Source organism: Bacteroides stercoris ATCC 43183 (genome assembly GCF_025147325.1).
GTDB lineage: Bacteria > Bacteroidota > Bacteroidia > Bacteroidales > Bacteroidaceae > Bacteroides > Bacteroides stercoris.
In genome coordinates this window covers 2,601,698-2,624,681 of sequence record NZ_CP102262.1, presented here as the reverse complement: position 1 = coordinate 2,624,681, position 22,984 = coordinate 2,601,698, and the positions used below count along the sequence as shown (strand labels likewise).

Annotated in this window: 16 protein-coding genes, 2 tRNA genes and 3 rRNA genes; 12 read left to right on the top strand and 9 right to left on the bottom strand. The window is 46.3% G+C overall.

Translation table 11 applies throughout. The features are described 5' to 3' along the window. Nucleotides 1-16 precede the first annotated feature (16 nt). The 8 genes from NQ565_RS10830 to NQ565_RS10795 all read right to left on the bottom strand — a co-directional run bounded on the left by NQ565_RS10830 (nt 17) and on the right by NQ565_RS10795 (nt 7,379). On the bottom strand, nt 17-856 hold the full coding sequence (locus NQ565_RS10830; RefSeq protein WP_005656770.1) for a DUF2764 domain-containing protein: 840 nt from the start codon (nt 854-856) through the stop codon (nt 17-19). Nucleotides 857-870: 14 nt separating this feature from the next. Beyond that, nucleotides 871-1,461, bottom strand: coding sequence for a hypothetical protein (locus NQ565_RS10825; protein WP_005656772.1), 591 nt, complete (start codon nt 1,459-1,461; stop codon nt 871-873). 516 nt (nt 1,462-1,977) lie between these two features. After that, a 5S ribosomal RNA gene (gene rrf, locus NQ565_RS10820) occupies nt 1,978-2,088 on the bottom strand. 84 nt (nt 2,089-2,172) lie between these two features. Continuing rightward, a 23S ribosomal RNA gene (locus NQ565_RS10815) occupies nt 2,173-5,053 on the bottom strand. Between the two features lie 112 nt (nt 5,054-5,165). Next, nucleotides 5,166-5,239, bottom strand: a tRNA-Ala gene (locus NQ565_RS10810). Nucleotides 5,240-5,333: 94 nt separating this feature from the next. Then, a tRNA-Ile gene (locus NQ565_RS10805) sits at nt 5,334-5,407 on the bottom strand. Between the two features lie 141 nt (nt 5,408-5,548). Continuing rightward, nucleotides 5,549-7,075 (bottom strand): 16S ribosomal RNA (locus tag NQ565_RS10800). Together the 16S, 23S and 5S rRNA genes with 2 tRNA genes alongside form the textbook arrangement of a ribosomal RNA operon. An 82-nt stretch (nt 7,076-7,157) precedes the next feature. Continuing rightward, entirely contained in the window at nt 7,158-7,379 is a 222-nt protein-coding gene (locus NQ565_RS10795; protein ID WP_005653013.1) for a hypothetical protein, read from the bottom strand. An 889-nt stretch (nt 7,380-8,268) separates the two neighbouring features. On the opposite strand from NQ565_RS10795, the gene NQ565_RS10790 reads away from it, so the two are divergent. Further along, complete coding sequence (locus NQ565_RS10790) at nt 8,269-9,243, top strand: DUF5106 domain-containing protein (protein WP_005653016.1); 975 nt, start codon at nt 8,269-8,271, stop codon at nt 9,241-9,243. A 109-nt stretch (nt 9,244-9,352) separates the two neighbouring features. Here NQ565_RS10790 and NQ565_RS10785 read toward each other — a convergent pair whose 3' ends face one another. Next, on the bottom strand, nt 9,353-9,928 hold the full coding sequence (locus NQ565_RS10785; RefSeq protein WP_005653018.1) for an HdeD family acid-resistance protein: 576 nt from the start codon (nt 9,926-9,928) through the stop codon (nt 9,353-9,355). 538 nt (nt 9,929-10,466) lie between these two features. Between NQ565_RS10785 and trpB the strand changes: the two genes are divergently transcribed. The 11 genes from trpB to NQ565_RS10730 all read left to right on the top strand — a co-directional run bounded on the left by trpB (nt 10,467) and on the right by NQ565_RS10730 (nt 22,977). Continuing rightward, nucleotides 10,467-11,648, top strand: a complete 1,182-nt coding sequence (trpB, locus tag NQ565_RS10780) for a tryptophan synthase subunit beta (protein ID WP_005653020.1) — start codon at nt 10,467-10,469, stop codon at nt 11,646-11,648. 10 nt (nt 11,649-11,658) lie between these two features. Further along, complete coding sequence (locus tag NQ565_RS10775) at nt 11,659-13,059, top strand: anthranilate synthase component I family protein (RefSeq protein ID WP_005653021.1); 1,401 nt, start codon at nt 11,659-11,661, stop codon at nt 13,057-13,059. 70 nt (nt 13,060-13,129) lie between these two features. Then, nucleotides 13,130-13,690, top strand: a complete 561-nt coding sequence (locus NQ565_RS10770; RefSeq protein ID WP_005653026.1) for an anthranilate synthase component II — start codon at nt 13,130-13,132, stop codon at nt 13,688-13,690. Between the two features lie 28 nt (nt 13,691-13,718). Beyond that, on the top strand, nt 13,719-14,714 hold the full coding sequence (gene trpD / locus NQ565_RS10765) for an anthranilate phosphoribosyltransferase (RefSeq protein ID WP_005653032.1): 996 nt from the start codon (nt 13,719-13,721) through the stop codon (nt 14,712-14,714). A 61-nt stretch (nt 14,715-14,775) separates the two neighbouring features. Beyond that, nucleotides 14,776-15,636 carry an indole-3-glycerol phosphate synthase TrpC gene (gene trpC / locus NQ565_RS10760; RefSeq protein ID WP_005653034.1) on the top strand — a complete coding sequence of 287 codons (861 nt, stop codon included), beginning with the start codon at nt 14,776-14,778 and terminating at the stop codon, nt 15,634-15,636. 34 nt (nt 15,637-15,670) lie between these two features. Then, nucleotides 15,671-16,303 carry a phosphoribosylanthranilate isomerase gene (locus NQ565_RS10755; protein WP_005653036.1) on the top strand — a complete coding sequence of 211 codons (633 nt, stop codon included), beginning with the start codon at nt 15,671-15,673 and terminating at the stop codon, nt 16,301-16,303. Nucleotides 16,304-16,368: 65 nt separating this feature from the next. After that, nucleotides 16,369-17,166: a tryptophan synthase subunit alpha gene (gene trpA / locus NQ565_RS10750; protein WP_005653038.1), complete on the top strand. Its 798-nt coding sequence runs from the start codon at nt 16,369-16,371 to the stop codon at nt 17,164-17,166. Nucleotides 17,167-17,312: 146 nt separating this feature from the next. Beyond that, on the top strand, nt 17,313-18,353 hold the full coding sequence (locus NQ565_RS10745) for an asparaginase (protein WP_016662765.1): 1,041 nt from the start codon (nt 17,313-17,315) through the stop codon (nt 18,351-18,353). 247 nt (nt 18,354-18,600) lie between these two features. Next, the gene (locus tag NQ565_RS10740) at nt 18,601-21,228 is read left to right on the top strand and encodes an LruC domain-containing protein (protein WP_040315585.1); all 2,628 of its coding nucleotides are present in this window, start codon (nt 18,601-18,603) and stop codon (nt 21,226-21,228) included. 202 nt (nt 21,229-21,430) lie between these two features. Further along, nucleotides 21,431-21,790 (top strand): response regulator, encoded by a 360-nt coding sequence (locus tag NQ565_RS10735; protein WP_005653045.1) that lies wholly within the window; start codon nt 21,431-21,433, stop codon nt 21,788-21,790. A gap of 20 nt (nt 21,791-21,810) precedes the next feature. Beyond that, a complete protein-coding gene (locus tag NQ565_RS10730; protein ID WP_005653047.1) occupies nt 21,811-22,977 on the top strand; it encodes a sugar transferase in 1,167 nt (388 codons plus the stop codon). Nucleotides 22,978-22,984: the final 7 nt, after the last annotated feature.

Sequence of the window (22,984 nt, the reverse complement as noted above, 5' to 3'; positions counted from 1 at the left end):
AATTATGTAATTTATTTTATCTGAATTCTGCGGGTATCCGTACTTCATCCTTCAACGCAGCAATTATGCTGCGGAACAGTTGGCTACCCTTTTCTTTATCCAACGAAATCCAACGTTCTATCATTTCGAGCTGTAACAGGAACACAAACAGACGTTCCACTGTGAAATAGTCGAAGAAAGTAGTCTCTTCCATCCAGTTCCACCGCAACCGGTCTATCTTTTTCTCCCGCTCCACCAGTTCTTCCGTCTCGCTGATTTTCACCAGTTGCTCCAGCCATTCTACTTCACCGCCCAGTCCGAAGTCCCTGGCCCCGGATGTGCGCAAAGCCTCACAAACTTCCGTATCTCCCACTATCAGAGGAGCCACGTCCATTTTAAACTTTCGCGCCGTCAGTGCAACCAGCACATTGTTAATCACAAGATTAAAACCGAACCAAGCAGATACAAACTTGTTTTTGCACTTCATGGCATAGGTATAATAAAGCGCAGCCAAACGGTCTTCATGCAAGAAGCCATCTTCTGCGGACAAGTTGACATATTCGGAGATAAAGACAGAAAGGTAAGAGGGAAACACGCGATCCGATACCTCGCCGCCTTCTTTCAGCAACGAGATATACTCGGTCAGTTCTTCCGCCGAGTAGTTTCCCCGCGGATCAATCGCAGCGTCCTTGTTTTTCAATAATTTCAAGACATTCGCATTGTCGAACTGAAGATAAAACAAGTCTATCAGCCTTTTATCATCCTCAGACAAAGCCGGATACAATTCCGTCTTGAAATCAGCTACCGTATAGCTCAGTTTGCTATCCTCTAAAGTGAGTTCCGGCAAACCGGCTACCAAGTAATAGTATTTACTCATAATCCTGTGGGGAATTAAAACAGCATTTCCACTAATTGCGGACGCAGGAATTCTTTGAAATAGTTCATAAATTCCTCTTCGCCGAAGTTCACTTTGTAAGAGCCGTCGGCCGGTGAAACAGAAAAGAGTGTCTTGTTTCCATTCACCTGCTCAATCTTCACGCCCTTATCCAATAATTCTTTTGCCTGAGCGGTGAAATACTTTTTCAAGCCTTCCGCATCCGATGTGGAAATCACGATAGGTTCGTCCACACTCCATTTGGATGCCAGCGCTACGATGAAAGCGTTAAGGAAATCTTTGTTTGCGGCAAAAGCTTTCACATCGGCGTTTACGATTTTATCCGTTACCAAAGTGGCAATTTCAGATTTCAGGGCGTTCACAGCCTGACCGGCAAACAGTTTCAACTCTGATTTGGTATTCTCCGCCAGCTCATCGGCTGATTTACGAGCAGCAGCCACAATAGAGTCTGCCTCTTTCTGTGCATTCTCTACTATTTTTTGGGCTTCTTCCTGAGCTTTTACGATAAGTTTTTGGGCTTCTTCATTACCTTTTTCCACCCCTTCACGGTAAATCTTATCGGTTAGCTCTTGAATCTTGTTTTCCATATTTTACAGGAGTTATTATATGATTTATTACAATATTAATTGCATGATTTTTTTCAGTCCTTATTAGATTCACGCCAAAATTACGAAAAACCATTTGATATTAAACAAGAAGAATGGAATAAAAGTAACCCATTTTCATAAAAAATATCGTTTTTCACCAGTTTTGTTCCGTAAAGATAACAATAAGATAACAAGGAAAAAAGAAATAAAGAGTAAAACCGGAAAATAGACAGATGAAAGGGGCAAATAAACGGATGCATAGCATTCTTTTAGACGATACGATATAATATCCTAAAAACTAAGAAAGAAAAAACACTTCACAAGTATAAGAATAATCCGCACTAAAAATCTGCTGACCCCAAGAAAACAAGCAAAACAAAGAAAAGAAAAGAAAAGAAAAGCAAAGCAAGCAAAACAAGGCAAGGCAGACAAATGAACTTAACTTCTCTGTTCGGAATGATAGCCCCAAAACAAGAAAGCCCCTGCATCTTCCGATACAGGGGCTTCTCTCTCTAAAAACGGCGACTACCTACTCTCCCACTGTTACGCAGTACCATCGGCGTGACTGAGCTTAACTTCTCTGTTCGGAATGGGAAGAGGTGGAACCTCAGTGCTATAGTCACCTGAATAAGGCAGACATGATGTAAAAAGTAAAGACTAACCGGTAATGAAACCGGTAAACTGAACGTATATACCACCCATACACGGCAAAACTAAAAGTGAACGGGCAATTAGTAATGCTCGGCTATGACATCGCTGCCTGTACACCTGCATCCTATCAACGTCATCGTCTGTGACGACCCTAAGAAATCTAATCTTGTGGCTGGCTTCGTACTTAGATGCTTTCAGCACTTATCCAATCCCGACTTAGATACCCGGCAATGCACCTGGCGGCACAACCGGTAAACCAGAGGTCAGTCCAACACGGTCCTCTCGTACTAGTGTCAGAGCCACGCAAATTTCATACGCCCACGATAGATAGAGACCGAACTGTCTCACGACGTTCTGAACCCAGCTCGCGTGCCACTTTAATGGGCGAACAGCCCAACCCTTGGGACCTTCTCCAGCCCCAGGATGTGACGAGCCGACATCGAGGTGCCAAACCCCTCCGTCGATATGAGCTCTTGGGAGGGATCAGCCTGTTATCCCCGGAGTACCTTTTATCCTTTGAGCGATGTCCTTTCCATACAGAAACACCGGATCACTATGCTCTAGTTTCCTACCTGATCGACTTGTTAGTCTCCCAGTCAAGCGCCCTTATGCCATTACACTCTGCCGACGGTTACCAATCGTCGTGAGGGCACCTTTAGAAGCCTCCGTTACGCTTTTGGAGGCGACCACCCCAGTCAAACTACCCACCAAACAGTGTCCCCGCAACCGCGGGTTAGAACTCAAATAATCAAAGGGCCGTATTTCAACAGCGGCTCCACAAATACTGGCGTACCTGCTTCGAAGCCTCCGGCCTATCCTACACATCAATTACCCAAATTCAATGTTAAGCTATAGTAAAGGTTCACGGGGTCTTTTCGTCCCATCGCGGGTAATCGGCATCTTCACCGATACTACAATTTCACTGAGCTCACGGTTGAGACAGCGTCCAGATCATTACACCATTCGTGCAGGTCGGAACTTACCCGACAAGGAATTTCGCTACCTTAGGACCGTTATAGTTACGGCCGCCGTTTACTGGGGCTTCAATTCAATGCTTCTCTTGCGATGACATCTCCTCTTAACCTTCCAGCACCGGGCAGGTGTCAGGCTGTATACTTCATATTTCTATTTTGCACAGCCCTGTGTTTTTGTTAAACAGTTGCCTGGACCGATTCTCTGCGCCTCAAGTCACCCTGAGGACCCTTTATCCCGAAGTTACAGGGTCAGTTTGCCTAGTTCCTTAACCGTGAATCACTCAAGCGCCTTAGTATATTCAACCCGACTACGTGTGTCCGTTTGCGGTACGGGTACCACAAGGATTAAGTTTAGCGGATTTTCTCGGGAGTATGCTTACATGCACTATTGGATTGTCCCGAAGGACGCTCCATACTATCAGGTTCGACTCTTCCTGCGGATTTGCCTGCAGGAATCAACATCTACACCCTTTAACGGACTATTCCGTCAGTCCGCGGCACTGTCACTGCTCCGTCTCCACGTCACTCCTTGAGGTAGTACCGGAATATTAACCGGTTCTGCCATCGGCCTCGCCGTTCGGCTGAGCCTTAGGACCCGACTAACCCTGATCCGATTAGCGTTGATCAGGAAACCTTAGTCTTTCGGCGAGGGGGTTTCTCACCCCCTTTATCGTTACTTATACCTACATTTGCTTTTCCACACGCTCCAGCAAGGCTCACGCCTCACCTTCAACGCTGAGTGGAATGCTCCCCTACCGATGTTTAAACATCCCAAAGCTTCGGTAGAATACTTAATGCCCGATTATTATCCACGCCAAACTCCTCGACTAGTGAGCTGTTACGCACTCTTTAAATGAATGGCTGCTTCCAAGCCAACATCCTAGCTGTCTTAGCAATCTGACTTCGTTAGTTCAACTTAGTATTCATTTAGGGACCTTAGCTGTTGGTCCGGATTGTTCTCCTTTAGGACATGGACCTTAGCACCCATGCCCTCACTCCTGACATAGAACTGACACGCATTCGGAGTTTGTCAAGACTTGATAGGCGGTGAAGCCCTCGCATCTTATCAGTCGCTCTACCTCATGCCAGTATAAGTCAAGGCTGCACCTAAATGCATTTCGGGGAGTACGAGCTATCTCCAAGTTTGATTAGCCTTTCACCCCCACCCTCAGGTCATCCAGAAGCTTTTCAACGCTTATTGGTTCGGTCCTCCAGATGGTGTTACCCATCCTTCAACCTGCCCAAGGGTAGATCACTTGGTTTCGCGTCTACTCCTTCCGACTGAACGCCCTGTTAAGACTCGCTTTCGCTTCGGCTGCAGGTCTCAAGACCCTTAACCTTGCCGGAAAAAGTAACTCGTAGGTTCATTATGCAAAAGGCACGCCGTCACTCGTAAGAGCTCCGACCGCTTGTAGGCGCATGGTTTCAGGAACTATTTCACTCTTCTGTTCGAAGTGCTTTTCACCTTTCCTTCACAGTACTGGTTCACTATCGGTCTCTCGGGAGTATTTAGCCTTACCGGATGGTCCCGGCTGATTCACGCAGAATTCCTCGTGCTCCGCGCTACTCAGGATACCACTAGGCTTCGACTGGCTTCGTATACGCAACTATCATGCTCTATGGTTGAACTTTCCAGAACATTCTACTCACCAGTTTTCTTGCCACAACGTGGTCCTACAACCCCACATATGCCGTAACATAGGTGGTTTGGGCTGGTCCCCGTTCGCTCGCCACTACTAGGGGAATCATTATTTATTTTCTTTTCCTGCAGGTACTAAGATGTTTCAGTTCCCTGCGTTAGCCTCCAACTTGGTTGGATGATTGGTCTTCAACCAATCGGGTTGTCCCATTCGGAAATCTCCGGATCAAAGGTTATTTGCACCTACCCGAAGCTTATCGCAGCTTATCACGTCCTTCATCGCCTCCGAGAGCCAAGGCATCCGCCATGCGCCCTTGCTTACTTTTAGTCTTACCGACAACGTATGGTCGATATATACTTTCAGCTTTAACTTTACTTTTTTCTGTTACATCATGTCAAAGATCGTTTGAGAATATTCCGATTTAACGGAATCTCAAGAGTGGAGAATAACGGATTCGAACCGTTGACCCCCTGCGTGCAAAGCAGGTGCTCTAGCCAGCTGAGCTAATCCCCCGAGATAGTGGTTAGTAATAGACGGTCAGTGATTGGTAATTAGTAATTAGAATTAGTAATTAAAATCGTCCGTGTCTCTCACCAAGACTATGTCGTAGTCCCAGGCAGAGTTGAACTGCCGACCTCTACATTATCAGTGTAGCGCTCTAACCAACTGAGCTATAGGACTGTCAGTCAAACCCTAGCCCGAAGGCTCGGCTTCTACTTTCTCTTTATATTATTAATAAACAATCTTCGCAGTACAAGAGGTTCTTATGGAGGTAATCTCTTTAGAACCTACTTTTCGTCTTTTTTCTGAGCGTCGCTCCAGAAAGGAGGTGTTCCAGCCGCACCTTCCGGTACGGCTACCTTGTTACGACTTAGCCCCAATCACCAGTTTTACCCTAGGACGCTCCTCGCGGTTACGTACTTCAGGTACCCCCGGCTTTCATGGCTTGACGGGCGGTGTGTACAAGGCCCGGGAACGTATTCACCGCGCCGTGGCTGATGCGCGATTACTAGCGAATCCAGCTTCATGGAGTCGGGTTGCAGACTCCAATCCGAACTGAGAGAGGCTTTCGGGATTAGCACCACGTCGCCGTGTAGCTGCCTTCTGTACCCCCCATTGTAACACGTGTGTAGCCCCGGACGTAAGGGCCGTGCTGATTTGACGTCATCCCCACCTTCCTCACATCTTACGACGGCAGTCCGGGTAGAGTCCCCAGCATAACCTGATGGTAACTACCCGTAAGGGTTGCGCTCGTTATGGCACTTAAGCCGACACCTCACGGCACGAGCTGACGACAACCATGCAGCACCTTCACAACTGTCCGAAGAAAGAACCGTTTCCGATTCAGTCAGTTGCAATTTAAGCCCGGGTAAGGTTCCTCGCGTATCATCGAATTAAACCACATGTTCCTCCGCTTGTGCGGGCCCCCGTCAATTCCTTTGAGTTTCACCGTTGCCGGCGTACTCCCCAGGTGGAATACTTAATGCTTTCGCTTGGCCGCTGACTGTATATCGCCAACAGCGAGTATTCATCGTTTACTGTGTGGACTACCAGGGTATCTAATCCTGTTTGATACCCACACTTTCGAGCATCAGCGTCAGTTACAATCCAGTAAGCTGCCTTCGCAATCGGAGTTCTTCGTGATATCTAAGCATTTCACCGCTACACCACGAATTCCGCCTACCTCTGTTGCACTCAAGGTCGCCAGTATCAACTGCAATTTTACGGTTGAGCCGCAAACTTTCACAACTGACTTAACAACCCGCCTACGCTCCCTTTAAACCCAATAAATCCGGATAACGCTCGGATCCTCCGTATTACCGCGGCTGCTGGCACGGAGTTAGCCGATCCTTATTCATACGGTACATACAAAAAGCCACACGTGGCTCACTTTATTCCCGTATAAAAGAAGTTTACAACCCATAGGGCAGTCATCCTTCACGCTACTTGGCTGGTTCAGACTCTCGTCCATTGACCAATATTCCTCACTGCTGCCTCCCGTAGGAGTTTGGACCGTGTCTCAGTTCCAATGTGGGGGACCTTCCTCTCAGAACCCCTATCCATCGTAGGTTTGGTGGGCCGTTACCCCGCCAACTGCCTAATGGAACGCATCCCCATCGACAACCGAAATTCTTTAATAATCATCCCATGCGGGAAGACTATGCCATCCGGTATTAATCTTTCTTTCGAAAGGCTATCCCAGTGTTGTCGGCAGGTTGGATACGTGTTACTCACCCGTGCGCCGGTCGCCATCCATCAAAGCAAGCTTTGATGATGCTGCCCCTCGACTTGCATGTGTTAAGCCTGTAGCTAGCGTTCATCCTGAGCCAGGATCAAACTCTTCATTGTAAAAGTATTGTTAATCATTCCATAAAGGAACGGTTGTTGCTCTGTTCAGGACGCTCGAATTTAAAAAGTATCTATTACCTATTTAATAAGTAATGACGGTTCTTTTTATTTTACCCAAGACCGTTTCTTTTTCAGAAACAAGTCTTGCTCTTGTACTACTTGTATTGTTTATGTAAATCTCTTCAAAGATCGCTTCTTTTATGTCGGCTTTCTTTTCAGGAAAGCGGATGCAAAGGTAAAAACTTTTAAGTATATCTTCCAAATATTTTCGGAAGTTTTTTTCATCTTTCCTTTTTCCCGTCATCTCTCTTGCGAAAGGGAGAACAAAAGAAAGATTGTTTTACCGACCCGGATTCAAGAAAAAGTGTGTCAACCAACGCTGCTTACTTTTTGAAAGCGGGTGCAAAGGTAAGAACTTTATTTCATATCTTCCAAATGTTTTCGGAAGTTTTTTTTCATTCTGCTTTTTCAAAAGGAAATATTCAGAAAGAAACAAGCCCCAAGCAGAAGAAATAGGTAAGAGTTCCTACGCCGTTCCTGTCAGAATGTCAAAACATCGCTGCTCCCGTTCTCGAAAGCGGGTGCAAAAGTAGGACTTTATAACATACAAGCCAAATATATCAGGGGATTTTTTCGCGTTTCTCTTGAACATTTTTATAAAACGCTGATTGACAAATGTGTTGAAGAACATATTTTTTAAGGAGGATGGAAAGTCTGGCAAAAGGGATACATTATAATATATGCGCATGCGCGCGGAAAGAAAGCAACGGAAGGCTGAAAGAAAACACGGAGATACGGAAGGGCATTGTATGACACCCGGGTCTTGGCATGTCTGACATCCGGGTCTCGGCATGTTCGACATCCGGGTCTCGGCACGTTCGACACCCGGGTGTCGGACACAAGAAAAAGGCTAACAGGACAGAACAGAAAAGTAGAAACTGACAATGTGCAGTAAGCATAGGAAAAGTGAATAACTAACAAAAGACTTAATTTTCAAATCAGAATTTAGTCTTCTTTCTTGCAAGTGCAAGATTTTCTTGATAACTTGCACCATATTTCTTTTAATTTTACGTAATACGTTATTACTTGAAACTCAAATTCTAAAAATAATTTATTGGATAGAGAAAAATGCCCCTTTTCTTTTCGAGTAAAAAAATGAAACAGTACCTAATTTTACATCTATTTTAGATAATATGAAATACAAAAAGATCATAGAATTGTTGCCAGCTTACACATTATTTATTTTCCTATTAAGTTCAAGCAGCGCATGTAGTAATGGGCAAGCAAATAATAAGCAGACGGAAGACGCTGTAACAGATACTATTACAACTTTCGTATACCCCGAAGTACCCACAATGTTGAACACTCCCGAATTACGCGCCGACTATCTGGCACGTCACTATTGGGAGCATGTAAACTTTGCCGATACCAACTACATACATCACCCCGAAGTGACGGAGCAGGCTTGGGTGAATTTTATTGATATATTACAACTGGTACCTGCTCAAACGAGGGATGTTGCTTTGAAAACTTTATTTACACAAGCTGAAAAAGAGAAAAAGTGCTATACATATCTGACTTCTCTTGCAGACAAGTACCTGTACGATCCCAACTCACCGATGCGTAATGAAGAACTATACATATCTGTTTTAGATGCCATGTTGCAATCTCCTGTTATGGATAATACAGAAAAAATACGTCCCAAAGCCCGACGCGAGCTGGCACAAAAAAATAGAATAGGAACTAAAGCATTGGATTTTGTCTATACGCTTGCCAATGGCAAACAAGGCAATTTGTATAGCATAAAGGCTCCCTATACCCTATTATTCATCAATAATCCCGGCTGCCATGCCTGCAGCGAAACGATAGAAACATTGAAACAAAGCCCTTCCATCTGCCAAGCTATCGTACAGAACCAGATGAAAGTCCTTTCCATTTACCCCGATATTGATTTAGAAGAATGGCGGAGACACCTCTCCGATTTTCCTGCAGAATGGATTAATGCTTACGACAAAGAACAAGCAATCGAACTAAAAAGCCTTTACGACTTAAAAGCTATCCCAACTTTATATCTATTGAATAAAAACAAAACTGTATTGTTGAAAGATGTTACAGCTCAAGAAATAGAGGAATACTTACGGAAAATTTCTAAAAACATTTCAGAGTGACAAGCTACCCGGTATTGTCATACAAAACGCAACAAAGCATCTTTCATCAGGGAATAGATGCTTTGCTGCGTTTTATGTAACAGAGAGTATATTGTCTAAAACATATACATCATTCTATTATCTTTGCATCTTCGATGTCATCATCACTCTTGCTGCCGGTAACAGGTGCTTTAGGACGAAGACGGGTAAATTTGAACCAGTTTATCAATTCCGAAACCGCATAGACCAGACTGGTGATTCCGATAATGATAAACGCCGTAGAACGCACGCCCGTAGGATTGAACAGCGCAACCAGCCCGGCCAGCAATATAGCCACCGGAACAACGTAGAATCCGCCCGGCACAGGCGTCCATCTGCGGGCAGCCGACAGCGAGGCTATCTGCTGCACACCACCCATCACGAGGATAAAGCCCAGCACGAACGTCAGCAAATCGGCAAAAAAGCCCGGCATAATAACCAGCCATAGTCCAAATAACAGGCTTCCTATCCCCTCGATAGGGAATCGGCGGCGCACTTCTGCATTTTGAGCATAATATCCTATAATACTAATAAGCGAAGGCACAAGGAAAATGACGCCAATCGTTATCACAAAATAATCACCGGCCTGATTGGGAAACATCACCAGCACCAAACCGATTACCAGCGCACACACAGCGCGCAAAAACGAATAACTTAATCCTTTCATGAGTTTTTGATTTTTTGCGAAGATACATTATTTATCCGAACAACCTCGCATGATAATACTGAAAAATCAATTTACATTGAGCCAGGCATTCAAGTCTTCGGCTATAAAAAGCCAATACAATAATAAAACAATGGCAATAATCACACCTATAGTAATCAGATGTTTCCGTTTCATAGTCCGTTCCTTTCTTTTTTATAGTAAATAATAGTATCCGCCATAAACAACAAAACTTTAAGAAAAAAGTTCTCATAAGAAAAAAAGAAAGATTTGCTTTGATTATTAAAACAATGTGCTTATATTTGCCTCGGTCAAAAATAAAAAAGATAATGAAAACAATGTTCGTAAATACATATTGGTGGTGGCATCCGTTACAACTCCGGCAGTCGTAAGGGAGCAGTGCTCGTATGTATATATGTACAATATAGATATAAAAAGAGCCCTGTCGCACCAAGCGACGGGGCTCTTTTATTTAAACGATGTATATAGCTAACAGTTCGCAACCGGTAACTGGCAGCCAACAATTAAATAATAAAACAATATGGTTAGTTTCTTAGTTGACAAAGAAGGTTATTACGGAGAATTCGGCGGAGCATACGTTCCCGAAATACTCCACAGGTGTGTAGAGGAATTGCAGAAAACCTATCTCGCAGTCCTGCAAAGTAAAGATTTCAAGCAGGAATACGACCGGTTGCTGCGCGACTACGTAGGACGTCCCTCACCGCTCTACCAGGCACGGCGTCTGTCGGAAAAGTACGGTTGCCGGATTTACCTGAAACGGGAAGACCTGAATCATACCGGCGCACACAAAATCAACAATACCATCGGGCAGATTCTGCTGGCACGCCGTATGGGCAAACGCCGCATCATAGCCGAAACAGGTGCCGGACAGCACGGCGTTGCCACAGCCACCGTATGTGCATTGATGAATATGGAGTGCATCGTATATATGGGCAAGACCGATGCGGAACGCCAGCACGTCAACGTAGAGAAGATGAAGATGCTGGGTGCAACCGTAGTGCCCGTGACCAGCGGAAACATGACCTTAAAGGATGCCACCAACGAAGCCATACGCGACTGGTGCTGCCACCCCGCTGACACCTACTACATCATCGGCTCCACCGTAGGTCCGCACCCCTACCCCGATATGGTGGCACGCCTGCAATCGGTTATCAGCGAGGAAATCAAAAAACAACTCATGGAAAAAGAAGGACGCGAGTCTCCGGACTATCTCATAGCCTGCATAGGCGGTGGAAGCAATGCTGCCGGAACCATTTACCACTATGTGGACGACCGCCAGGTACAGATTGTCCTTGCCGAAGCCGGAGGCAAAGGGATAGAAACAGGAATGACTGCCGCTACCATTGCCTTAGGCAAATTGGGCATTATCCATGGAGCACGCACCTACGTTATCCAAAACGAGGATGGGCAGATTGAAGAGCCTTACTCCATCTCCGCCGGACTGGATTATCCGGGCATCGGCCCCATGCATGCCAACCTTGCCGCACAAAAGCGCGCCATCGTTCTCTCCGTAAATGACGACGAGGCCATCCGCGCCGCCTACGAACTGACTAAGCTCGAAGGCATCATCCCCGCATTGGAAAGTGCCCACGCCCTCGGTGCATTGAAGAAGCTGAACTTCAAAACTGATGATGTGGTGGTACTGACCGTTTCGGGACGGGGGGATAAGGATGTAGAAACGTATTTGATGTATAAAGAATAAAATACAAAATATGAAGTATGATTATCAGACAGTGAGCCGCACGATGCTCGGCGACTTACATACACCCGTAAGCACGTATCTGAAGGTGCGCGACATTTTTCCTCAAAGCGCACTCATGGAGAGTTCCGACTATCATGGCAGTGAAAACAACCGCTCATTCATCGGACTTTGCCCGGTAGCAAGCGTCAGTATAGACCACGCTGTTGCCGTATTCTGTCTGCCCGACGGCACACGTGAGGAACATCCCGTTACCGAAGAATACCATGCGGAAAATGCGTTACGCGATTTCCTCAACCGCTTTCACGTGGAAGGAGAATACAGCGACTATTGCGGTCTGTACGGTTACACATCTTTCAATGCTGTACGCTATTTTGAGAACATCGCCGTAAAAGACAGTCGCGAAGCCACCAACGATGCACCGGATATACTATACATCTTATATAAGTATCTTATTGTCTTTAATGACTTCAAAAATGAAATGCTGTTACTGGAGATGCTTGCTCCCGATGAGAAGAGCGAACTGGACAAGGTGCAGAAAGCCATTCACAACCGCAACTACACAGCCTATGACTTCCGTGCTGTTGGCGAAACCACTTCTTCACTGACCGATGAGGAACACAAAGCCAATATCCGCCGAGGAATAGCCCACTGCATGCGGGGAGATGTTTTCCAAATAGTCCTCTCCCGCCGTTTCGAACAGCGTTTCGTAGGCGACGACTTCAAACTTTACCGTGCTTTGCGCAGCATCAACCCATCTCCATATCTGTTTTACTTTGATTTCGGCGGCTTCCGTATCTTCGGCTCTTCTCCCGAAACGCACTGCCGCATTGAAGGCCGCCATGCCTATATAGATCCCATCGCCGGCACTGCCAAACGTACCGGAAATCCGGAACAGGATGCTGTAAATGCCCGGTACCTTCAAGACGATCCCAAGGAAAATGCAGAGCACGTGATGCTGGTAGACCTTGCCCGCAATGACCTCAGCCGCAACTGCCATGACGTAAAAGTGGACTTTTACAAAGAGATGCAATATTACAGTCACGTTATTCACCTCGTGAGCCGCGTCAGCGGTACGCTGAACAATGATACAGACTCTATCAGGACATTTATCGATACCTTCCCGGCCGGAACCTTGAGCGGCGCACCGAAAGTTCGCGCCATGCAGCTTATCAGCGAACTGGAGCCGCATAACCGTGGCGCATACGGTGGCTGTATCGGATTCATCGGCCTGAACGGCAGCCTGAACCAGGCTATCACCATCCGTACATTCGTCAGCCGCAACGGGATGTTATGGTTTCAGGCAGGCGGCGGCATTGTAGCCAAAAGTAATGCCGAATACGAGCTGCAAGAGGTGAACAACAAACTGGGAGCATTGAAGAAGGCAATTGCCATGGCGGAAAATTCCCTGTAAAACAGAAAATCGGCCAATTGTATAAATCAACAAGAGTATCAAAAGTAAATTAATCAAACAGTTAATAACAATGGTAGTAATCATAGACAATTATGACTCTTTCACCTATAACCTTGCGCACTTGGTGAAAGAACTCGGCGTAGCGGTAGATGTACTGCGCAATGACCAATTCAGCATAGAAGAATTGGAACAATATGATAAAATCATCCTTTCACCGGGTCCCGGTGTGCCCGAAGAAGCAGGATTACTGCTGGATGTAATACGCACCTACGCAGGCAAGAAACCAATACTGGGCGTATGCCTGGGAGAACAAGCCATCGGACAGGCATTCGGTGGGAAGTTAGTCAACCTCAGCACAGTGTTTCATGGTGTACAGACCATTATACGGCTGACAGAACCGGATTACATTTTCCGGGGATTACCCGAAGAAATAGCCGTAGGACGCTATCACTCCTGGGTAGTAGATACTGAAAAACTGCCCGAAACGCTTGCCGTCACAGCTGTCAGTCCCGAAGGGCAGATTATGGCGTTGAAACATCGGGAATATGATGTCCGAGGCATACAGTTTCATCCGGAATCCGTGCTTACCCCGGACGGGAAGCAGATTATGAAGAACTGGCTGGAAGAATAACCTATTTTTTAACCACAAACTTAATCAGATGAAAACAATATTAACCCGGCTCTTCAACCATGAAGAACTCACTGTAGAAGAAAGCAAACAAATCCTGCTCAACATCAGCCGGGAGATGTATTCCGAAGCACAGATTGCCGCACTGCTCACGGTCTTTCAGATGCGCAGCATCACAGTAGACGAGCTGGCAGGCTTCCGCGAAGCACTTATGGAGACACGAATTCCGATAGACTTTGCGCCTTACCGCCCCATTGATATCGTAGGTACAGGCGGTGACGGGAAGAACACCTTCAACATCTCCACCTGCGCCAGTTTCGTTGTGGCAGGAGCAGGTTATAAAGTAGCCAAACATGGAAACTACGGCGCTACTTCCGTCAGTGGAGCAAGCAACGTAATAGAACAGCATGGCGTGCGCTTCACCAACAATCCCGACATATTGAAGCGAAGCATGGAAGAGTGTAACATAGCCTACCTGCACGCCCAACTGTTCAATCCAGCCATGAAATTCGTAGGTCCTGTCCGCAAAGCCTTGGGAGTACGCACACTGTTCAACTTGCTGGGACCGCTGGTAAACCCGTGTCAGCCCGCCTATCAGCTATTGGGCGTAGCCGACCTCGCACAAATGCGTCTCTATACGAACGTTTTCTACAGACTCGGCATCGACTTTGCCGTAGTCAATAGTCTGGACAATTACGATGAAATCTCACTGACCGATGAATTCAAAGTGATGACACGTCATTATGAACGCATCTATCGCCCACAAACTCTCGGTTTCAGCGCAGTACGTCCCGAAGAACTTTCCGGCGGAGCCTGCAAGGAAGATGCGGCACGTATCTTCGACAATATCCTGAACAACCGCGCAGAAGCCGCCCAGACTCAATGTGTCATTGTCAATGCCGCCTTCGCCATTCAGGTCATGGAACCGGAAAAAGAGATTGAAGAGTGCATTGCCATAGCCCGCGAATCGCTGGAAAGCGGACGGGCACTGAAAACATTGAAAAAGTTTATAGAAATTAACCAGTAAGGGATGAGGTGCGAAAAGGTATCTATAGCCGCATATCCCGTAACTCTTCACTAAAACAGCCATGAAAGATATTTTATCGGAAATCATCGCTCATAAACGAATTGAAATAGAACTGCAAAAGCAAGCCGTCTCCCTCGAAAAGTTACAGGAAGAGGTTGCCGCCATGATGCAGAAAGACGCCACTACCGGAACTTCCGTCACCATACCCGTCCGCAGCATGAAACAGGCGCTTGCCTCTTCCCCCACGGGAATCATTGCCGAATTCAAACGCCGTTCTCCTTCGAAAGGATGGATACACGAGACTGCCCGTGCCGAAGAAATACCCGCTGCATACGAAACAGTCGGTGCTTCCGCAGTCTCTATCCTTACGGACGAAAAATTCTTTGGCGGTTCGCTGCAGGATATACGCATGGCACGCCCACTGATCGGCATTCCTATCTTGCGAAAGGATTTCATCATCGACGAATACCAATTGCTCCAGGCACGTATCGTAGGAGCTGATGCAGTATTGCTTATCGCCGCTTGCCTGACACAAGAAGAATGTGCCACCCTCACCGCCCGGGCACATGCCCTGGGATTGGAAGTGTTACTCGAAATCCACACTTTTTCCGAACTCGCTTATGTAAACGCGGATGTGGATATGGTAGGCGTCAACAACCGTAATCTCGGCACATTCGTCACCGATGTGAAAAACTCTTTCCATATAGCCGAAAAACTCCGGCAGATACCGGCCACAGCCCTGGATTCTTCCGACAGCCCAAGCCTGCCGCTACTTGTTTCGGAAAGCGGAATTTCACATCCCGAAACCATTTGCCGGCTGCGCGCTGCAGGCTTCCGCGGCTTCCTTATCGGAGAAACCTTTATGAAAACCCGCCGGCCGGGAGATGCATTAAAAGATTTCATTTCTCCACTCCGTTCCTGAAAATGAAGTATTAATTACATAAATCATTAAAAAAATGGCTTCTCTTATCATAAAAGTATGTGGCATGACCGAAGCGGAAAATATCCGCAATGTAGAGCAACTGGATGTAGATATGATAGGCTTTATCTTCTATCCCAAGTCTCCCCGTTGCCTGTGCGAGATACCGGCATATCTTCCGGTTCGCGCAAAGCGCGTGGGAGTCTTCGTCAATGAAAGCAAGGAAACTATCCTGATGTATGCCGACCGTTTTGCGCTGGACTACATCCAGCTTCATGGCAACGAATCGCCCGGATATTGCCGTTCCTTACGCAGCAGCGGTCTGCACCTTATCAAGGCTTTTTCCATTTCACAGTCAAAAGACCTGGCAACCGTTTCCGACTACAAGGGATTATGCGATTATTACCTCTTTGATGCCAAGACATCACTGTATGGCGGCTCCGGCAACCAGTTCGATTGGAACCTACTGCACCGTTACAGCGGAATGACGCCTTTTCTGCTCAGCGGCGGAATCAACCCTTACAGCGTTAAAGCCATCAGGGAGTTTCATCACCCCAAACTAGCTGGCATCGACATCAACAGCCGCTTTGAGATGGCTCCGGGAAACAAAGATGTAGAACGCATCGGAAAATTCCTCCAGGCAATAAGAACCGGTGAAACTGCCGGCTGACAGCATAACCGCCGACCGGCAGATAACGTAACTGTCATCAATAAATCTGTAATAACAAACTCACTATGAATCGTATCAACCAACTCTTCCAAGACAGCCCCAAAAACCTGCTGTCTGTCTACTTTTGTGCCGGCTTCCCCACGCTCAACAGCACAGCCGATGTAATCCGTACACTCGAAAAGAACGGAGTGAATATGGTAGAAATCGGAATTCCCTTCAGCGATCCGATGGCAGACGGCATCGTCATTCAAGATGCCGCCACCCGCGCCCTGCGCAACGGAATGTCTCTCCGCATCCTCTTTGAGCAGCTGCAGGACATCCGCCGGGATGTCCGTATCCCGTTGATATTAATGGGCTATCTCAACCCGATTATGCACTTCGGCTTTGAGGCTTTCTGCCGGAAATGTACGGAATGCGGCATTGACGGCGTAATCATCCCCGACCTGCCTTTCAGGGAATACGAAGAAAATTATAAGACCGTCGCACAGAAATACGACATCCGGGTCATCATGCTCATCACCCCCGAAACCAGCGAGAAACGCATCCGCGAAATAGATGCTCATACCGACGGATTCATCTATATGGTATCATCAGCAGCCACCACTGGCGCGCAGAAAGATTTCGACGTCCGGAAACAAGTCTATTTCAAGAAGATTCAAGATATGAACCTGCGCAATCCACGCATGGCAGGTTTCGGCATCAGTAACCGGCAGACGTTCGATACAGCCTGCTCCCATGCGTCCGGAGCCATTATCGGAAGCCGCTTCGTTACCCTGCTCGACAAATATAAAGGAAACGCACAAAAAGCCATCTCACATCTGAAAGAAGATTTAGGTAAAAGCGGTAAAGCGGCAGGACAGTAAGACAACTTAAATTCCATTTTTTTACGTATCTCTGTGAATAATACGAAGATAAGCTACATTTCAACATAAAAAATGGACAAGTTCATTTTATTCTGTTATCGGTTTACATTATCTTTGTGCCCGAAAAAAAGAAAAAAGAGATATTTATGAAAGCAGATTATCCTTCCGTTCTCTTGATTTACACGGGCGGAACTATCGGAATGATAGAAAATCCGGAAACAGGTGCACTGGAAAATTTCAATTTCGCCCACCTGCTCAAGCATGTTCCCGAATTGAAGCGCTTCAACTATCACATCTCGTCCTATCAGTTCGATCCGCCTATCGACTCCTCTGACATGGAACCTTCCCTGTGGGCCAAAATTGTCGCAATTATAAATGACAACTACGAAAACTTTGACGGCTTTGTCATCCTGCACGGAACCGACACTATGGCATATACGGCATCGGCACTCAGCTTCATGCTCGAAAACCTTGCGAAACCGGTTATCCTTACCGGTTCGCAGCTACCCATCGGGACATTGCGTACGGACGGAAAAGAAAATCTGATTACTTCCATCGAAATAGCTGCCGCCAAACGTCCGGACGGTACAGCCCTTGTCCCCGAAGTGTGCATCTTCTTTGAAAATGAGCTGATGCGCGGCAACCGGACTACCAAAATCAATGCCGAAAATTTCAACGCTTTCCGCTCTTTCAATTACCCCGCTCTGGCAAAAGCAGGAATCCATATCCGTTACAACGAACACATCATCCGTCGCCCCGACCCTGCACGACCGATGAAGCCGCATTATCTTTTCGACACCAATGTCGTAGTCCTCACCCTGTTTCCGGGTATTCAGGAAAGCATCATCGATTCTGTACTTCACGTTCCGGGATTGAAAGCAGTGGTTCTCAAGACATTCGGTTCCGGCAATGCACCGCAAAAGGACTGGTTCATCCGGCAACTGAAGGACGCAACAGAACGAGGCATCGTCATTGTCAACATTACCCAATGCCAAAGCGGCGGTGTTGAGATGGGACGCTACGAAACCGGACTGCATCTGCTCGAAGCTGGCGTTATCAGCGGCTACGACAGTACGCCCGAATGCGCTGTTACCAAACTCATGTTCCTGCTCGGGCACGGACTGAGCCAGGCGGAAATCCGTCGCCGGATGAATTCGGATTTGGCAGGGGAAATTACCAAAGAGTAATTTCCTCTTTTTTTTCTCTTTACTCCCTTTCAGACTTCTCCTTTTTATTCGCTCCGGACAATATTTACAAGTTTTCAAAACGGGCAAATGGTCGGATTCAGCAAAATATTCGCCTTGCATTATCAAAAAAGACAATATTTACAAGTAACAATCCGAATATTATGGCTATCTTTGCGGCATATTCAATTAAAAGTTGATTATTTTATTCAACAAGCAAACAAAACATAAAAACATTATAAATCAGCCTATGGAATTATTCTACCGTTTTTCAGTTGTGGTAGCCATTGTCAGCACTTTGGCACTTTCCAGTTGTACGGATGATGTGTACGATCCTGAAAGGGGCATTCAGACAAAACCGAAAGAAAATCCCTTAGGAGAAGACTTTACCGCCCCCGATGGTTTTGACTGGTCCATGGTCAACACCGTAAATCTGAATGTTGAGATAAACGATGAATTTGACGGGCGATATAAGTATCTTATTGAAATCTTTACCGCCAACCCGATATCCGACATAAGCGCTGTCCCCATTGCGGTGGGTACTGCCAACAAGAACGGAAATTACAACGCGGAAATCAACGTCTCCAAAGCCGCAACAAGACTGTTTATCCGTCAAACCGATCCCAAGCAACGCAAAGAAATATACGAATACAGTATCCCTGAAAACGGAGGTATATTGGAATGCAAACTGTACAATGTTTCAACCGGTACAAGAACAAGAGCCACAAACAAGACTGCCGGTAATTCCCACTCGGCATTCGAAGCGGCACAGGCAGCCGGCATAACGGAAATCGCCGATAAAGAATATAAGGAAGCGGAAGTGATACCAGCCGTTCCAAGTGTATCGGATGGTTACATTGACCCTTGGAATACAGGCACACTTGCCAACGGAGCGAAGTATATCATAGGAAAAGAATACACATCGGATTCTCCTTATACCATCCAGCTAAAAACAAACAGCGGCAGAGCAACTGTATTCGTACAGGGCGTCTGGAAATTAAGCGGTTGGAGCAGCCTTAATTCAAACCTCGATATATATGTAATGGGTGGAGGCAGAATCATTGCAAATAATCTCACCATCGGTAATGAAAACACGCTTACCCTGCAACATGACGGCAGCCTCGAATGCACTTCTCTCAGTTTAGGATGTCCTACCAAGAATTTCGGTACAATTTCAACCAATGGAAGCCTGACAATGAATCTTGGCAAGCAACCGGAACTATTCAACGCAGGAAAAATCGAAGTCGCCGACAAAATCACCATCAACGGCAGCAACGTCATCAATCACGGCACATTAAACGCTCATGAACTCAACTTCATCGATGCCAGGATTTTGAATAAGGCCGACTTAAACAGTGCTACGAATATAAAACTCAATGGCGGCAGGCTATTCAATTACGGCAGTGTCAGATTCGATGAAACTGACGGTAAGACAAGAACCAACAACTCCACCGCAACCGTCATCATCAACCATTATGAGGCCCGGATAAGCGGCTATGAAATAGAGGGTGGCCTGTCTGTGTACAACGATGGCTTCATCGAAACGTCCAAATTTACAAACTCATCGTCCGATGTCCTATACAACAGTTGCACCGTTATTGTGAAAAAGGAATTCAAGTTCAGAAACGTAACATTAAACAAGGGGGCCATTACCGCCGGCCGTGCCAACGAAACTGACACAGAGTGGCTGCCTGTACCCGAAATAGAAAGCCTGACCGACTCCAAATTCACGCTGATAGACGGCTCCATGATTAAAGCCAGAGAGTTCGAAGTAAAACGCGGTGACGTCATTTTCCAGGCAGTGAATGTCACCAACAATGACAAGTCAATGATTAAGGCCGAAAAAATTAAATTCGAAGAGCCCACCAACGTCCAATTATTAAGCAACAATCTGGTCATAGAAGGAAAAATAGAGGGTCTGAGCCAGTATCACCCGTTTAAGAAGAACGAAAGCGTCAATACCGGTTATGATGAATCCAAATACACCATCGAGACTTGCGGCGGAATCTATGACGAAGGCAATAAGGGTGAAGAAGAGAAAGACCCCGACTTCCCCATCGAAATCAAAGACAGCGACGTGTATACGTTTGCTTTTGAGGACAATTGGCCTGCATATGGCGATTTTGACATGAACGACCTTGTAATCGTAATGTCCGGAAAAAAACTGCAAGTAGATAAAAACGGTATAGTGACACGCCTCAGAATGACTCTTGAACTGCGAGCCGCAGGTGCAGCCAAGACATTGGGGGCCGGTATCCGCTTCACTAAACTCTCTCAAGCTATGAAGCCCGACAAGTTCAGAACCAATGGAAAAGACGTATCATTCGAGAATAAGCAAAGCATCCCCACTTATCTCCTCTTCAGTGATGCATGCACCGAATTGTGGGGAAGTCAGTATACCGATACCGAAAAGCGTATCAACACCCTTGAAAACGGTCCGTTCAAAAAAGATACCAAGGAATATAACATCATCATGGAATTTCCCGTCTCCGCCAATGTAAAGCCGGAAGACCTGAACATCAACAATATTGATATTTTCGCCATCACAGCTCCCGCCACAACCCAAAGGAGGCGTACGGAAGTACACGTAGCGGGCTTTGCTCCGACAGACTTGGGCGGTACTCATTACTTCAATAGCGGTAATGACGACTCATCCGTTGCCGAAAACAGATACTATCTCAGCAAAGAAAACCTTGCCTGGGCTGTTGTAATCCCTCAAGAATTTGCATGGCCTTTTGAGAACAGAAACGTCACTATGGTATATGACAAGTTCCGGTCGTGGATTACCACCGGCGGACAACAAGACAACAACTGGTATCAGTCACACAACAAAGACGTATATCCTATTGAAAATTTGACTCCGCTCAATAGAGACTGAAATATGGCCAATCTATACGGCAACCCGAAAAACGTGAAGAAATACACCGGCAAACATATTCTCACGTTTTTTCTCATTTTGCGTTAAAGCAGGTTAGCAAATATTCATTGTCGTCAGTAATCGGACGAGTTCAATAAAACAACAGTTTTTTTATTACTGCATAGTAAACAAACAAAGCAACAACGCTATAATAAACAGAACAATGAAAAAAATCTTACTGGTTGATGACAAAGCCACCATAGGCCGCGTACTTAAGATTTATTTAGGGACAGAATACGACCTGGAATATTTTGAAAGCCCTCTAAAGGCTCTTGAGTGGCTTAATGAAGGCAATGTCCCCGACCTTATCATCTCCGACATTCACATGCCCCACATGCGCGGCAATGAATTCCTGTACTATCTGAAAGGGAACGAGCTGTTCAAACATATCCCCGTAGTGATGCTCTCCAGTGAGGAAAGTACCGTCGAACGCATCCAGTTGCTCGAAGCCGGAGCAGCAGATTACATACTCAAGCCATTCAACCCGTTGGAACTCAGGGCACGCATCAAGAAATACATCTGAAAAAGAACTGAAAGGAAGATATGCTATATTATATCTACATAGGAAACAGCCAGACTGCCATCGACCACCTGAGCAAGGTTACCAATGGCATGTTCGTTACTGTCTCCGGTGCCCGTAAAGCTGCCAAAATCATAGACGGCATCCGCGAACGGTATAACACATCCATCCTTTACGAGCAAACCGACACAGAAAAAGATTGCCTTGACATCACCTGCCTCCACAAGAGGTTTCCACGCGTATACATAATACTTATCACCGAAGGATTGCCGGCAGAAGCCCGCAAAGCCTATCTGCAGGCAGGCGTCAATAATACACTGCCGCCACAAGCTGATGAAACGAGCATCCACCGAATGACCCAGTTCCTGCAAGTGCGTCAAAAGCATAAAATGCAGGAGTTCAGCCAAAGCCACCGAAAGATGCTTAACACATTTCATCTGCCCGCATGGAAACGTGCGTTCGACATTTTGTTTGCCATATGCGCCCTGATAATACTATCTCCGTTACTTATCGGCACTGCCATTGCCATCCGTCTCGAAAGTAAGGGTAAAGTCATCTATAAGTCGCAACGTGTAGGCAGTAACTACCGGATATTCAACTTCCTGAAGTTCCGCTCCATGTACACCAATGCGGACAAGAAGCTGAAGGAACTCAATGCCCTCAACCAGTACAAAATGGAAGAAGAAGCGGCAGACGATACCCCCGACATCCGGTTCGACGACCTCACAGGCTCTTCCGATGAAGAAGCAAACTTACTGATTTCTGATGACTTCATCATACCGGAAAAAGATTTTTTCCGGCAAAAGGCCCAATCCAAAGAAAGCCCGTTTGTCAAGATAGAAAACGATCCGCGCGTCACACGCATCGGCCGTTTCATCCGTAAATACAGCATTGACGAACTTCCGCAGCTATTCAACGTCCTGAAAGGCGATATGAGCATCGTAGGCAACCGTCCGCTTCCGCTCTATGAGGCCGAACTGCTGACCAGCGACGCATACATAGACCGCTTCATGGCTCCTTCCGGACTGACCGGGCTCTGGCAAGTGGAAAAGCGTGGCGGAGCCGGTAAGATGTCGGCGGAAGAACGAAAGCAACTGGATATTAAATATGCACAAGAATTCTGTTTCCGGCTGGACATGAAGATACTTCTAAAAACGTTCACCGCTTTTGTACAGAAAGAGAACGTGTAAGTATTAA